11 protein-coding genes are annotated in these 14,772 nt (G+C 62.1%); 4 read left to right on the top strand and 7 right to left on the bottom strand.

The window, feature by feature from the left end; genetic code table 11:
- Positions 1 to 47: 47 nt before the first annotated feature.
- The 4 genes from KHO33_RS00690 to KHO33_RS00675 all read right to left on the bottom strand — a co-directional run bounded on the left by KHO33_RS00690 (position 48) and on the right by KHO33_RS00675 (position 5,920).
- Entirely contained in the window at positions 48 to 1,517 is a 1,470-nt protein-coding gene (locus tag KHO33_RS00690; protein ID WP_200562100.1) for an MFS transporter, read from the bottom strand.
- A gap of 136 nt (positions 1,518 to 1,653) precedes the next feature.
- Complete coding sequence (locus tag KHO33_RS00685) at positions 1,654 to 3,612, bottom strand: aconitase family protein (RefSeq protein WP_200562102.1); 1,959 nt, start codon at positions 3,610 to 3,612, stop codon at positions 1,654 to 1,656.
- 106 nt (positions 3,613 to 3,718) lie between these two features.
- Positions 3,719 to 4,621 carry a LysR family transcriptional regulator gene (locus KHO33_RS00680; protein ID WP_200562104.1) on the bottom strand — a complete coding sequence of 301 codons (903 nt, stop codon included), beginning with the start codon at positions 4,619 to 4,621 and terminating at the stop codon, positions 3,719 to 3,721.
- Positions 4,622 to 4,678: 57 nt separating this feature from the next.
- Positions 4,679 to 5,920 (bottom strand): ammonium transporter, encoded by a 1,242-nt coding sequence (locus tag KHO33_RS00675; RefSeq protein ID WP_200562106.1) that lies wholly within the window; start codon positions 5,918 to 5,920, stop codon positions 4,679 to 4,681.
- 528 nt (positions 5,921 to 6,448) lie between these two features.
- Here KHO33_RS00675 and KHO33_RS00670 point away from each other — a divergent pair.
- The 4 genes from KHO33_RS00670 to KHO33_RS00655 all read left to right on the top strand — a co-directional run bounded on the left by KHO33_RS00670 (position 6,449) and on the right by KHO33_RS00655 (position 11,699).
- A complete protein-coding gene (locus KHO33_RS00670; RefSeq protein WP_200562108.1) occupies positions 6,449 to 7,180 on the top strand; it encodes a gluconate 2-dehydrogenase subunit 3 family protein in 732 nt (243 codons plus the stop codon).
- Positions 7,180 to 8,958, top strand: coding sequence for a GMC family oxidoreductase (locus KHO33_RS00665; RefSeq protein ID WP_200562110.1), 1,779 nt, complete (start codon positions 7,180 to 7,182; stop codon positions 8,956 to 8,958). Before KHO33_RS00670 ends, KHO33_RS00665 begins: the two co-directional genes overlap by 1 nt.
- Entirely contained in the window at positions 8,955 to 10,322 is a 1,368-nt protein-coding gene (locus KHO33_RS00660; RefSeq protein ID WP_200562112.1) for a c-type cytochrome, read from the top strand. Before KHO33_RS00665 ends, KHO33_RS00660 begins: the two co-directional genes overlap by 4 nt.
- A 183-nt stretch (positions 10,323 to 10,505) precedes the next feature.
- Positions 10,506 to 11,699: a porin gene (locus tag KHO33_RS00655; protein WP_200562114.1), complete on the top strand. Its 1,194-nt coding sequence runs from the start codon at positions 10,506 to 10,508 to the stop codon at positions 11,697 to 11,699.
- Between the two features lie 41 nt (positions 11,700 to 11,740).
- Here the strand turns inward: KHO33_RS00655 and KHO33_RS00650 are convergent, their stop codons facing one another.
- From KHO33_RS00650 to KHO33_RS00640, 3 genes are all read right to left on the bottom strand, one after another.
- Positions 11,741 to 12,598: a helix-turn-helix domain-containing protein gene (locus KHO33_RS00650; RefSeq protein ID WP_200562116.1), complete on the bottom strand. Its 858-nt coding sequence runs from the start codon at positions 12,596 to 12,598 to the stop codon at positions 11,741 to 11,743.
- Between the two features lie 149 nt (positions 12,599 to 12,747).
- The gene (locus tag KHO33_RS00645; RefSeq protein ID WP_200562118.1) at positions 12,748 to 13,296 is read right to left on the bottom strand and encodes a carboxymuconolactone decarboxylase family protein; all 549 of its coding nucleotides are present in this window, start codon (positions 13,294 to 13,296) and stop codon (positions 12,748 to 12,750) included.
- Positions 13,297 to 13,493: 197 nt separating this feature from the next.
- Entirely contained in the window at positions 13,494 to 14,714 is a 1,221-nt protein-coding gene (locus tag KHO33_RS00640; RefSeq protein WP_200562120.1) for a porin, read from the bottom strand.
- Between the last annotated feature and the right edge of the window lie 58 nt (positions 14,715 to 14,772).

The raw sequence follows: 14,772 nt of genomic DNA, 5'->3' as shown, positions 1-14,772 counted from the left end.
CAAATCTGAAGGTCCCATGTGGGTCGAAAGCACCCATTCGTGCCCGTCTACCTGGAAATCTTCTCCAACTCAAGCCCCTTCGTCCGCGGCCCCATCAACCCAATCGCCAGCATCACAATCAGCATCGCGCCAGCGATAAACACAAACACACCAGTCGTGCCAAAGTGCTTCAACACCGCGGCGATCAGAAACGCCGTGAAAATCGCCGAGAAGCGGCTCCACGAATAAACGAAGCCCACCGCTCGCGCTCGGATGCTGGTCGGAAAAAGCTCGGTCTGATACGCATGGAAGCTGTACGAAATGATGTTGCCCGCGAGCGTCAGACATACGCCCAGGCTCACCAGCAATACCGCGCCAGACGCCTGGCTGAACCACAAACCGCACACGATATTCACAGCCGCCATCACCACGATCACCGTCTTGCGTTCGAAGCGGTCGCCGATAAAGAGGCCGATCACCGGACCGATAGGCGCGGCCAACGCGATCACGCTCGAGTACATCAGGCTCGTGGTGATCGTAATGCCCTGCTTGATCAGCAGCGTCGGCACCCAGTTCGCAAAGCCATAAAAGCCGACGGTCTGGAAGATATTGAAGATCGTCATCATCAGCGTGCGGCTGCGGTACGGCGGCACCCACATATCGCGGAAGCTGCCGCGCGGCGCGACCGGCACGGGCGGTGCCGGCGGCGGCAGTTCACCCCCGTATTCGCTGCGTACTTTCGCTTCGAGCGCGCTCATCACGCGATCGGCTTCGGCGAGACGCCCCTGTTGCGCGAGCCAACGCGGGCTTTCCGGCAACGCGCGCCGGATCCACCAGACGAACAGCGCACCGTGCGCGCCGATCAGCACCACCCAGCGCCAGCCGTCGAGGCCGAGCAGCGTACGCGGCACCAATAGATAAGAGAGAAAAGCCACCACCGGGACGGCCGTAAAACCAACGGCCTGCTCGCATGCGAAAGCGCGGCCGCGAATCTGCTTGGGCACAAGCTCCGAAATATACGTGCCGATCGTCACCAGCTCGACGCCGATGCCGATCCCCGCCACGAAGCGCCAGAAGTTCAAACCCGTCGCCGTTTCCTGAAACGCCATCACGACATTGGCCGCCGTGTACCACAGCAGCGAATACGTAAACACGGCGCGGCGGCCGAAGCGATCTGCCAGAAAGCCGCACGCGATCGTGCCGATGAACAGCCCGCTGAACAACGCGGCGATAAAACTCGCGACGCCGGTCGAGCCGAACAGGCCGTGCGTCGTCGCGGTCAGCAGGCCGCTTTTGACAAGGCCTGGCGCGACGTAGCCCGAGTACAGCAGGTCGTACAGTTCGAAGAAGAAGCCGAGGCTCAGCAGCACCACCAGCTTCCAGATGGAACGCGTGGCGGGCAGCCGGTCGAGGCGCGCGGAGATGCTGCCGGCGTCGAGCGTGGTGGACGCTGCGGACGCCGCAGCAGTCGCGCTTGCGGAAGACGCCGCGCCGCCGACGCTGCGCGCGACGGACCCGGCGTGATCGGGGGATGCCATATTGTTTGTCTCCTGGTGATACAGGTCATTCAGGCGATGCACGATGATGCTCGCCGCGGCCGGTCTTGTGCCGGCCTTAGGTACTTTCGTGTGCTACGCGCATCACGATGCCGGGCCGCAAGGTCCGGCCAGCATTCTAGCTGCGCGCGCGCTTCAATTGTTCGAAGGTAGTGATTTTTCCGGCCAGCGCGCTCGCGGCAACGGTGTACGGGCTCGCGAGCCACACATTGCCTGGCCCCGAGCGGCCGGGGAAATTGCGGTTGATCGCGCTGATCGTCACCTCGTTCGCATCCGCCGACTGCCCCGGCCCGCAGTTCGCGCATGAACCGCAGCCCGGCATCACGAGCGTCACGCCAGCACGCTCGAAAACCGGCAAATAGCCCTGGCTCTCGCAATAGGCGCGCACGGCCATGGTGCCGAATTGCAGGAAGAGACGCGTACCTTCGGGCACATGCATGCCCTGCTCCACGCCCCAGCGCAATACCTCGTGATAGAAGTCGAAGTCTTCGCGCTTGCCCGCCGTGCACGAGCCACCATACGCGATATCGATCGCGACGTCCTGCTCCAGTTGCGGCGCCGGCACGCCGTTGCCCGGATCACCCGGACGCGCAAGCATCGGTTCGATGGCGGTGGCGTCGATGCGGATCGTGTCGCGATACGTAGCGCCGGCATCGCTTTTCATCCAGCTTTCAAGGGTGAAATCGACACCGCGACGCTCCTTCAGGAACGCCGCTGTGCGTTCGTCCGGCTCGACGATGCCCGTGAAGCCGCCCAATTCCGCGACCATGTTGGTCAGCGTGGCGCGTTCGTCGATCGACATCGCACGCACTGCGGCGCCGCCGTATTCGAACACGAGGCCGATCGCGCCGCCCGAGCGGATCGCGTCCATCTGCAAGAGGTGCAGCACGAGGTCCTTCGCGGTGACGCCGCTGCGCAACGTGCCGTCGATTTCAATGCGCAAGGTCTCCGGCACTTTGCAGCGCACGTAGCCCGTCACCCAGCTATTCGCGATTTCCGTTGCGCCCGCACCGAATGCAAGGCAACCGAGCGCGCCGGAATGCGGCGTGTGCGAGTCGGTGCCGCACGCAACCTGCCCCGGCAATGCGTACTGCTCGGCCATCAACGCATGACAGATGCCTTCGGAACCCGGCGAGTTGTCGAGCGCGCCGTGCGAGCGCACCGGATAGTCGCGCGAGAACGAGGTGTGCCCTTCCATCAGATTGGCAACGCCCGGCAACAGTCCGTCGCGAACGTGCGGAATGCTTTGCGAGGCGAGCACCAAATGATCCTGGAAAGCGATGATGTGATCCGGCGCATGCAGCGGCGCGGGCTTGCCGAACGCGCGATGCATCAGATGCGCGCACATGCCGGTGAAATAGTCGTGGCTGAAGCGCCAATCGGCGGCGATGAACACGCCGTCGCCGCGCTGCGCGCTTTCAATGCCGGGATGAAGATGGCGCTCGATGATCTTCTCGACCAGCGTCTTCGGTTCGGCGGTGCTTGCTACGTTTGCCGGGTTTGCCGTCTCCCGCACACGTGGCGCGGGCCAGTCCGCGAACTTGCTGTACGCAAGCAAGCCGCCGCTGCGAATGATCTGCTGCGTGAGGGCATCGCGCCCCTTGAGAAACTCGTCGATCGGCACCGCCTCTCCTGCGATCAGACGATCGAGCACGGAGAAATCGGTGGTGGTGAGAATGCCTATGTTGTCGCAGTTCTGCTGATAGATACGCTCGAAACTCTCCGCGACGATCAGGCGAATACCCGCCGACAACTCCGCCAACGGGCTCGATTCGCGCGACGACCCTTTGCCGTAGCGCTTGCCCGCCACCGTCACCTGGAAGCCGCCATTCTTGACCGCATCGCGGCCGATCGGCATGCGCTCGCCCGCCTTGAAGCCGACGTACGGATACTGGCCGAGGCGTTCGTCATAGGTAAGCATGACGGTGACCGGTGTGATTTCGTCGGTGGAGACGTTGTCGCGCAGCGCACCGGCGGTGGCGCGCGTGAAATTTTCGCCGGCGAGTTGCGCCTCGATCACCGCGGGGTCCTGGGACAGGTACAGCACGCGGCCGTCCAGACGAATCGTATCGCTCATGGGCATTCTCCTTGCGCCCACTATACGGCGCGCGCAGGCAATGCCGAAGTGCCGGTCCAGCAACGCAGACGTCTTGTTTGGAGAATGGTGCGAGGCGCCCCGCGGGCTAGGGCTTGCTGCCGAGGAACCCCACCAGCGCCGCCGCGCTGGCGCTTAACTGATCGCGCGACTTGAAGATCATGATGAGATGCCGCACCGCCCAGGCGTCGCTCAAGGACAGCAGGCGCACGTCGAGTGCGTTCACATAGAGCAGCCCCACCTGCTCGGGCACGATCGCGATGCCGAGGCCGGCATGGACCATCCGGCACAGCGCATCGAGGCTGCTGACGCGGATCTTGACGTCGATCTGCCGCCCCGCGTTGACCGCCTGCTGGGCGAGAAGTTTGGTCAGCGCACTCTCGCTGCGCAGGCCGACGAAGCTGTCGTCGAGCAACTCGTCGAACGCCACGCGCGAAGCGGTGGCCAGACGATGGCCGCCCGGCACCAGCACCGCCAGTCGGTCCTCCCGATACGGCACTTGCTCGAAGGCTTCGCTGCCCGCCACCGGATTGCAGATGCCAAAGTCCGCGCCGTGTTCATCGACGATACGCAGCACGTCGGCGCTGTTCTCTTCCTCCAGTTCGATCGACACCTCCGGAAACGCCCGCCCGAAAGCCGCCACGTCCTCCGGCAAAAACTGCACGATCGACGAGAGATTCGCCACCACCCGCACCCGCCCCTTCGCTCCCGAGGAAAAGCGCGACAACTCGGCGCTCATCTGTTCGATGTTGCCGATGATCGCCAGCGCATAGCGCAGCACGGTCTCGCCGACCGGCGTCACCGTAATGCCGCGCGACTGGCGCTGGATCACCGGCAAGCCGATCAGCGCCTCGATTTCAGCAATGCGCCGACTCACCGCGGACGACGCGATGAACTCGCGCTCAGCCGCGCGCGCGATGTTCTGCTCCTGGCAGACGGCGACGAACAGGCGCAGCGAGGTGAGGTCGAGCTTCTTGAGGAGGTTTTCCATGGTGTTGCGCTTAACGTTGGGCCCAGACCCAACGCTAGCACAGAGGCGACCATGGGCTTACGCGTCCAGATAAGCCACTTCGCCATGCAACTCGGTATCGAGCCCGTGCTGCGCGGCGGCTTCACCCACCTTAACGGGTGTCACGCGGTTGATCAGCCACAACATGCCCCACGTGAACACGAACGCCCAGACGCCGGACACGCATACCGCCACGCATTGCTTGACGAAGAATGCGCCGCCACCCAACAGCAGGCCATCCGCGCCATTCGGATTCCACGCCTTCGACGCGAACACGCCGAGCAGAACAGTACCGACGAGGCCGCCCACGCCATGCACGCCCCACACGTCGAGCGCGTCGTCGAGGCCGAGCCGGTTTTTCAGCGCAACAGCGTAATAGCAGATCACACCAGCAGAAATGCCGATTATCGCGGCGGTGCTCAAGGACACATAGCCGGCTGCGGGCGTGATGGTCGCGAGGCCGGCGACCGAGCCGGTCAGCAAGCCGATGAATTTCGGCTGACGTGCGTTGGCCCATTCGATCAGCAACCACGTAATGGCAGCGAACGAAGCGGCGACATCGGTGTTAAGGAACGACGAAGCCGTGATGGCGTCGACGCGCAGTTCTGAGCCCGCGTTAAAACCGTACCAGCCGAACCACAGCAGGCCCGTGCCGAGCGCGATCAAGGGCACGTTGTGTGGTTTGTGCGTGAGGGTCTGACGGCGCCCCACGTACAACACCGACGCTAGCGCGGCGAATCCAGCGGTGTTGTGGACCACAATGCCGCCCGCGTAATCGAGCACGCCCCACTTCGCGAACAGTCCATCCGGACTCCAGACCATGTGCACGAACGGGAAATACACCAGCACCAGCCAGCCGGTCAGAAACAGGAAGTAGGCCTTGAACGTCACGCGGTTGGTGAACGCACCTGTGATCAACGCCGGCGTGATGATCGCAAACATCATCTGATAGGCAACGTGAACCACCAACGGAATGCCAGCGTCGTTGCCGGTGTACATGGTTTGCAGCGTAATGCCGCGCAGGAACGCATAGTAGGTCGGATCGCCGACGATGCCGTGCCAGCTTGGGCCGAAGCACATCGAGTAGCCGAACGCGAACCACAGCACGGTTGTCCATGCGAGCGAGATGAAGCTCTGCATCATGATAGCCAGCACGTTCTTGCGTTCGACGAGGCCGCCGTAGAAAAATGCGAGACCCGGTGTCATCAGCATGACGAGGCTCGCGCACAGCAGCATGAAAGCGGTATTGCCAACGTTGATCGGCATGGTTGCGGGAAGCACAGCTTGTCTCCTTGATGATCGTCGTGATGTGTGCCCCCGGCCGCGCGAGGCACAGGCGTCGAAAAGAGCCCTTCAGCGCGGAATTTCTTTCAATTTGTAGGCTTCATCTGTTTTCGCGCGTTTGCGGCAGGCGAAAAGTATTCTCGCGCCGGGACCGGCGCAATACGGCTGGAAGATATAGCGGGATTCACGTGACCCGTATGGCCGTCTCAGGCCCGGCCCGCGACCATTCGCCGTCGTCAGCGTGCTGTAAGCGCGGGTAAACCACGTCCACCCGAACGGCCGCTCGCAGCCATTGCCGGAGCAAAAGCGTCGCTTTTTCGCGTCAACTTCTCAGTGCTCCGCGCGGCAAAACACTTATGATTTGAAAGACATATTTCTTTCAAGACGACATTTAATCACTTCACGAAACAGCTTATTGTAAAAAAGTAGAGATACTTTGGAACCGGTTCCATTTACTATGGCGCCCAAATCCGACGACCGTCCGGGCGCACCGCGGCGCGCTCTAATCTCGCGATAAAGAACAATATGGCTCAATCTCCTCTTACCTCCCGCCGCGGCTTCTTACGCACGGCTGTCGCGCTGGTTCCAGCCGGGACTCTCGCCGGTTGTGAAGTCAAGCAATCCGCCACGACTGCTCAAGGCGCGAGCGGCGTCGCCGCCGCGGGCCCGGCCACTGGCGCCGACTACAAGCCGCATTTCTTCGACGCGAAGGAATGGGCGTTCATCCACGCGGCGGTCGATCGCCTGATTCCATCGGACAGCGAAGGCCCGGGCGCGGTCGAAGCCGGCGTGCCCGAGTTCATCGATCGGCAAATGGATACGCCGTATGCGCACGGCGCGCTCTGGTACATGCAGGGCCCGTTCCAGCAAGGCGCGCCGGAACTCGGCTATCAGTTGAAGCTCGTGCCGCGCGATCTGTACCGGCTCGGCATCGCGGCGGTCAACGCCTACTGCACGAAGACCTATTCGCATCCATTCGACGCCCTCGACGCCGCCACACGCGACACCGTGCTCACCGCGCTCGAGAAAGGCTCGATCGAACTCGCGGACGTACCGGCCGGCGTCTTCTTCGGCCAACTGCTGCAAAACACCCGCGAAGGCTACTTCTGCGACCCGATCCACGGCGGCAATCGCGACATGGGCGGCTGGAAGATGATCGGCTTCCCCGGCGCGCGAGCCGATTTCATGGACTTCGTCAACCAGAACGGCCAGGCCTATCCGTATGGCCCCGTGTCGATTGAAGGAAAGCGCAGCTAATGACCACACAAATCAAACCGCACGTCGACGCGGTCGTCATCGGCTTCGGCTGGACCGGTGCGATCCTCGCGAAGGAACTCACCGAAGCCGGCCTCAAAGTGGTCGCGCTCGAACGCGGCGAGTATCGCGACACCTATCCGGACGGCGCGTATCCGAACACGATCGACGAGCTGACCTACAACGTCCGCAAGAAGCTGTTCCTCGATCTCTCCAAGACCACCGTATCGATCCGTCATAACGTCGGCGAAACGGCGCTGCCTTATCGGCAGCTTGCCGCGTTCCTGCCGGGCGAAGGCGTCGGCGGCGCCGGCTTGCATTGGTCAGGTGTGCATTTCCGCATCACGCCGGAAGAGCTGCGTCTGAAGAGCCACTATGAAGAACGCTACGGCAAGCGCTTCATTCCTGACGGGATGACGATTCAGGATTACGGCGTCAGCTACGAGGAACTCGAACCGCATTTCGACTTCGCCGAGAAAGTGTTCGGCACCTCCGGCCAGGCTTATAAGGTCAACGGCAAGGTGGTCGGCGACGGTAACGTGTTCGACGCGCCGCGCAGCGACAACTTCCCGCTCCCCGCGCAGTTGAACACCTACTCGGCCGAACGCTTCGGCAAGGCCGCGCGCGAACTCGGACTGCACCCGTACCGCCTGCCTTCGGCGAATACGTCGGGTCCGTACACGAACCCGTACGGCGTGCAGATGGGACCGTGCAACTTCTGCGGGTTCTGCAGCGGCTACGCGTGCTACATGTACTCGAAGGCGTCGCCGAATCTGAACATCCTGCCGGCGCTGAAGCAGTCGCCGAATTTCGAACTGCGCTCGCGTTGCCACGTGCTGCGCGTCGAACTCGACGATACGAAAAAGCGCGCCAAGGGCGTCACGTACGTCGACCCGGCGGGCAACGAAGTGTTTCAGCCTGCGGATCTCGTGATCGTCGCGGCGTTCCAGTATCACAATGTTCACCTGCTTCTGCTCTCGGGCATCGGCAAGCCGTATGACCCGATCTCGGGCGAAGGCGTGGTCGGCCGCAATTTCGCGTATCAGAACCTCTCGACGATCACCGCGTTCTTCGACAAGGACACCTTCACCAATCCGTTTATCGGCGCGGGCGGCAACGGCGTCGCCGTCGACGACTTCAATGCCGACAACTTCGATCACGGTCCGCTCGGCTTTGTGGGCGGCTCGCCGTTGTGGGTGAACCAGGCCGGCACCAAACCGATCAGCGGCATCGCGACGCCGGCCGGCACGCCGAACTGGGGCGTGGACTGGAAGAAATCGGTGAAGGACCACTATGCGCACACGATTTCGATGGACGCGCATGGCTCCAACATGTCGTACCGCGACGTGTTCCTCGACCTCGATCCAACCTATCGCGATTCCTACGGCCAGCCGCTGTTGCGCATGACCTTCGACTGGAAGGACAACGACATCAAGATGGCGCAATACGTCACCGGGCAGATGCACAAGATCGCGCAGCAGATGGGGCCGAAGTCCATCGGCGTCTATACGCGCGAATTCGGCGCGCACTTCGATTCGCGCCGCTATCAGACGACGCACCTCGTCGGTGGCGCGATCATGGGCACCGATCCGAAGACGAGCGTGTTGAACCGCTACCTGCAAAGCTGGGACGTGCATAACGTGTTCGTGATGGGCGCGTCGGCGTTCCCGCAAGGCATCGGCTACAACCCGACTGGCCTCGTCGCGGCGCTCGCTTATTGGTCGGCGCGCGCGATCCGCGAGCAGTATCTGAAGAACCCCGGCCCGCTGGTGAGCGTATGAAGAAAAACATCGATGTGAAACGCCTGGGTCAGGCATTCAGACGCATGCGCGCAGCGTCGTTCTGCGTGGCGGCTACGTTGTCCATTCCGCTCGCTGCGCAAGCCGCAACGCTCCCCAGTCAATCCGACGCGGCGTTGATCGCGCACGGCGAATATCTCGCGCGTGCGGGTGACTGCATTGCCTGTCACACCGCGCAATCGGGCAAACCCTTCGCGGGCGGCCTGAAGTTCGACACACCGATCGGCGCGATCTACTCGACCAATATCACGCCCGATCGCAACACCGGCATCGGCTCATGGACCTTCGCGCAGTTCGATCGCGCGGTGCGCGCAGGCGTGCGGCCGAATGGCGACACGCTGTATCCGGCGATGCCGTACCCCTCGTATGCGCGCTTGAGCGATGACGATATGCATGCGCTGTACGCGTACTTCACGCAAGGCGTCGCACCGGTGAACCAGGCGAACCGTGCCGTCGACATCGTCTGGCCGCTGTCGATGCGCTGGCCGCTCGGCATCTGGCGTTATCTGTTCGCGCCTGATCCCGTGGCGTTCAATTCGAAGCACTATGCCGATCCGGTGGTCGCACGCGGTGCATACCTTGTGCAGGGCCTCGGCCACTGCGGCGCCTGCCACACGCCGCGTGCGGTGACGATGCAGGAGCGCGCGCTGAGCGATCTCGACGGCTCGGAGTTTCTCGCGGGCGGCGCAGCGATTGATGGCTGGGTCCCGTCGAGCCTGCGCGCGAATCCACGCACCGGCATCGGCTCGTGGAGCGAGGCCGATATCGTGCAATTCCTGAAGACCGGACGCACGCAGCACAGCGCGGCATTCGGCGGCATGACCGACGTCGTTCAGCACAGCATGCAGCATATGAACGACGCCGATCTGACCGCGATCGCACGCTACCTGAAGACGCTGCCCTCGACCGATCCGAAGGAAACGCCGTACGTGTACGACGATACGGCGGCTCGCGCTCTGCGCACCGGCGACGCCAGCGCACCCGGCGCTGCGGTATACCGCGACAACTGCACGGCCTGCCACCGCAGTGACGGCCGCGGCTACACGCGCGTTTTCCCGGCACTGGGCGGTAATCCGGTTGTGCAGGGCAAGGACGCGACCTCGCTGATTCATGTGCTGTTGACCGGCAACACGCTCGAAGGCACGAAGACCGCGCCCTCCTCGTTCACGATGCCGGCCTTCGGCTGGCGCCTGAACGATCAGGAAGTCGCTGACGTGACGAACTTCGTGCGCACTAGCTGGGGCAACACCGGTTCGACGGTCAGCGCGGCGGATGTCGCCAAGGTCCGCAAGACGGTCACGGTGCATGCGCCCGAAATGCCACCTGGTGCGGCGCTAAGCCACTAAGCCGCTAAACACGCCCTTGCAGCGCGCCCGCAATCAGGGCGAGTAACAAGGGTCGCGCAAGCCGCTTCCCCCGCTTCACGCAATCTGCTCCGTTGGTCAGGAGCGGACTGCGTGCGCGCGGAAAAAAGAGAGATCGCCGTGCAGGCGACTTGAGATAGACGATCCAACCGAGCTATAACCACGATGAAAAAGCAATTGATTGCTGCACCCCTGCTGTTGTCCTTCGCAGGAATCGCGTTCGCGCAGAGTTCCGTCACGCTGTACGGCATCGTCGACGCGGGTATCAGCTATCGCAGCAACGAGCGCACTGGCTCCGTCGGCGCTTACACGGGACACTCGAACGTCGCGTTGACGAGCGGCAACCTCTCCGGCAGCCGCTTCGGCATCAAGGGTCAGGAAGACCTCGGCGGCGGCTGGAACGCGTTGTTCCTGCTCGAAGACGGCTTCGACATCACCAACGGCAAGACCGGCCAGAACGGTGGACTGTTCGGCCGTCAGGCGTTTGTCGGCATCGGCAGCCAGCAATACGGCACGGTTACGCTCGGCCGTCAGTACACCTCGTTGAACGACTTCGTCGCGCCCGTTGCGCCGGTCGCGTTGGCCGGCGGCTACGGCGCGCATCCGGGCGATATCGACGATCTCGATCAGACTGCGCGCGTCAACAACTCGATCAAGTACACGAGCGCGAACTACTCGGGCTTTACGTTCGGCGCGTTGTACGGATTTGGCGGTCAACCGGGCAGCCTGAAGCAGCAGAACACGTGGAGCGTGGGCGCGGGATACGGCAACGGCCCGCTGCATGTGGGCGTCGGCTATGAGCGTTCGGATAACAGCAAGAGCGGGCCGAAAGATTCGACGGTCGGCAAATGGAACGGCACGGACGACGGCCTGTTCAATTCGTCGATCAATGAAGGCTACGCGAGCGCGCAATCGCAACAGATCATCGCCGCGGGCGCTACGTACAATTTTGGCCCGGCCATCCTCGGTGTGAACTACAGCAACGTGCAGTACCGCTCGGGCGCTGATTCGCTGTTCAACGGGCACGCGACGTTCAATATCGCGGGCGTGTTCGGACAGTGGACGATCCGCCCGGCCGTGCAACTGTTCGCGGGCTACAACTACACGCGCGGCGGCGAAGTGGAAGGTGTGGATGAGCGCGCGCAATATCACAACGTGACGCTCGGCGCGCAGTACAACCTCTCGAAGCGTTCCACGGTCTACCTGATGGGCGGCTATCAGCACGCGTCCGGTGTCACGCTGGATGCGCTCGGCAATCCGGTCGCGGCAACTGCGTCGGTCAGCGATAAGGGCAACAGCCATTCGTCGGACACGCAGTCGCAGGCTATTGTGAGCATCGGCTTGCGGCACCGGTTCTGATGGGTCCGGGCGGCGCTGGAGTGGTTGGCCGGCGCTGCCTCTTAGTGCTGTTGCTGGACCGCGTCGATCATCTCAAGATGACGCGCTTCGGTCTCGTCGTCTGCGGGGAACATGCATTCGATACGCAGCTCCTGTGCCGCGACGGCTTGTGGCGTGCCCACGGTTGCGACCATGGAAAAGTAGTTCAGGACCTTGCCGTCCTTGACGAAACCGATCGGGATCACCGGCATGGCCGCAGCAGCGGCCCCGGTTTCCACGGTCCGTTGAGAAGACTTCACATCAGACTGCACATCCGGATAGGCGCGCAACGCGGCAAGCAACTCATGCGTCTGTTCGTCGACCACGCGACCAACGGATTCCCGATAGACACGCTGAATCAGGCTATTCGACACTGCCTGCCAATCGGCAACGAACGGACGCAGCCCATCCGGATCGAAAATCAGATGCAGCATGTTGCGTGGCCCCTTGCGCGCAGCCATATCGATGAAGCAATTGAAAAAGCGTGGCGCGGATTCATTGGTCATCAGCACGTTCCAGTAGCGGTCCATGACAAGCGCGGGAAACGGCTCGTGCTGGCGCAACATTCGCCCAAGTGCCTTCGTGACGCTCTGCATTTCCTGTGCGTTCCAGGCGCCTTCGGCATACATCGGCGCATAGCCCGCTGCCAATAACAGCGTGTTGCGTTCGCGCAGAGGAATGTCGAGCGTTTGAGCGATATCCAACAGCATCTGCCGGCTCGGCACGCTGCGTCCGCTTTCGATAAAACTAATGTGACGCTGCGAAACACCCGCGTTGAACGACAGGTCCAACTGGCTGATGCCGCGCATGTCTCTCCAGTGACGCAACAACGCGCCGAGTTCATTCGGCGGTGTCTTCCTTTCGGGATTCGCAGGATTCATCGGTCTGTGGTCCGTTAGTCGATACAGATCGGGTTCGGTGATCGATGTTCGATGGCGCCGGAGCATCGTGGATGTCCGGCGCCAACCGGTCGTACGAACCGCGCCGGTCAGCATACTCCCAGTTGCTGACCGGCCCTGCCAAACGCGACCTACGCGGTCCAGACATATTCCTGGAACGGCGCTTCGAGCGGCGGCTTCGTGATGTTGCCGGCGTAGTTCGTGATAGTGGAAGCAGCCAGCACCGTGAGGACCTCGAGCACCTGGTCCTGACGGAAGCCGGCTTCGAGAAATGCGTTCACGTCATTGTCGTCCAGGTGTCCGCGCTTCTCGATCGCTGTTTTGGTCAAGGTCGACAACGCGGCATGCTTGCGATCGGCAGGTGCGCGGCCGTCGCGAATCGCTTCGACATCGGCGGGTGAAAGGCCCTCTTTCAGCGCAAGCGCAGTGTGAAACGCAACCGCCCATGTACACGCGTTGGTCACTGCGTTAGTCAGCAACAGGGTCTGTATCTGCGCTTCCGTGAAAGTACCCGTGTGAACCTTCTGGAAGATACAGATGAAGCCGCCGATCAACACCGGCGATTCAGCCATGGCGCCCGCAATGTTGGGGATAAGGCCGAAGTTTTGCTCGAGTTGGCGAAGCACCGGCTTGGATTGCTCGGGTGCGGATTCAATCGTGTGAATGTGAAACGTCGACATGCTGTGTCCTCGATCGTATGCGCCGCTCGGGATGAGTTGCGCGATGACCGAAGATTAGGCGTGAGCGTGCGACTCGCCAATTACCTCGGATGTAATAGGTTTCGGTAACCGGCACGCGGCCATGCAAGCGTTCACGAAAGAAAAAGACCGGAGTCTGCACCGCACCCCGGCCTTTCTCACCGCAAAAAGACTACCAATCAGAACCGGTGAATAAGGCCCACACCCACCGCCAACTGACTGCCTGAGGAAGACGGCGTACTGTTATACCCATCGCCGAGTGTCGCCGTGGCGTCGATGATCTGCCCGGCGCCGTTGGTGCCCAGCGTCTTGCCCTTCGCCTTCTGATAGGCCTCCAACGCATACAAACCCGTGCGTTTGGACAACGCGTAGTACTCGGAGAGATTGAACTGGTGGTACTGCGCATTGTCCTGAATGCCGTTCGCGCGTGTAGCACGGGTATAGCTGTACCCCGTGGCAAAATCCCACGCAACGGCCGGTTTCCAGTGCAAGACGGTACCCGCCGTATTGAAGATCGCCGTATCGTGGAACTTCGAGCCGCTGCCCGGAATGTACTGGACGTTCGAATAGGTCGCCGTGATATCCCACGCGCCATTGAACTTATAGCCGCCACCCACGGCGAAACGCTGTTGCGCCTGCGCAGTCTGATAGCCGTTCGTCAACGCCGATACGCCAATCTGTGAGCCACCGTTCGTGGTGGTCGAATCCGCGCCCCATGAGCCGCCGCCCGCGGTCGAGTTGTTGATTCGCGAGAAGCCGACTGCAAGGCCGACCGGCCCCATCGCATACTGGACCCCGGTCGCCCAGGTCGAGCCCTGGTTCGTGCTGCCCGCCACACCGCCCAGCGAATACGAGCCGCTCACCGTCAGGCCATAGAGCTTCGGCGACGTGTACTCCAGCGTGTTGTTCGCACGGTAGATCGTGTCGAGGCCGTCGATATCGCCAGGATGCGCGCCGTAGTAGCCGGTGATCCAGGTGGTCGGGCTATACGGTGAGAGCATCTGGTAGTACGAAGCGTATTGGCGGCCCGCCGTGAAGGTACCGTACGTCGGGTTGGTCAGGCCGACCCACGCCTGGCGGCCGAACATCGCGTTGGTGTATTGCTGGGCACCGGTTGCCGAATTGAAGCCGGACTCAAGCTGGAAGATCGCTTTCGTGTTGCCCCCCAGGTCTTCCGCGCCCTTCAGGCCGAAGCGGCTGCCCGCAAATACACCCTGCGCCATTTTGACGGCCGATTTTCCTCCGCTAGTGGAGCCGAGCGACGTTTGATTGTTCGTATAAGAAAGGCCGTTATCGACGATACCGTATAACGTGACACTGTTTTGCGCGAAAGCCGGCACAGAAGCCGCGATCGCTGCTCCCAACAGCACAACGTCTACGCGTCTGATACTTTTATTCATGCTGCAGATCTCCAAATCACACGTGTTGTTGAAATTGTCTTAATCGGCATTGACGCTC

Origin of the sequence: Paraburkholderia nemoris (assembly GCF_905221015.1) — a bacterium.
Lineage (GTDB): Bacteria > Pseudomonadota > Gammaproteobacteria > Burkholderiales > Burkholderiaceae > Paraburkholderia > Paraburkholderia nemoris.
This window is presented reverse-complemented; position numbering and strand designations above follow the sequence as displayed.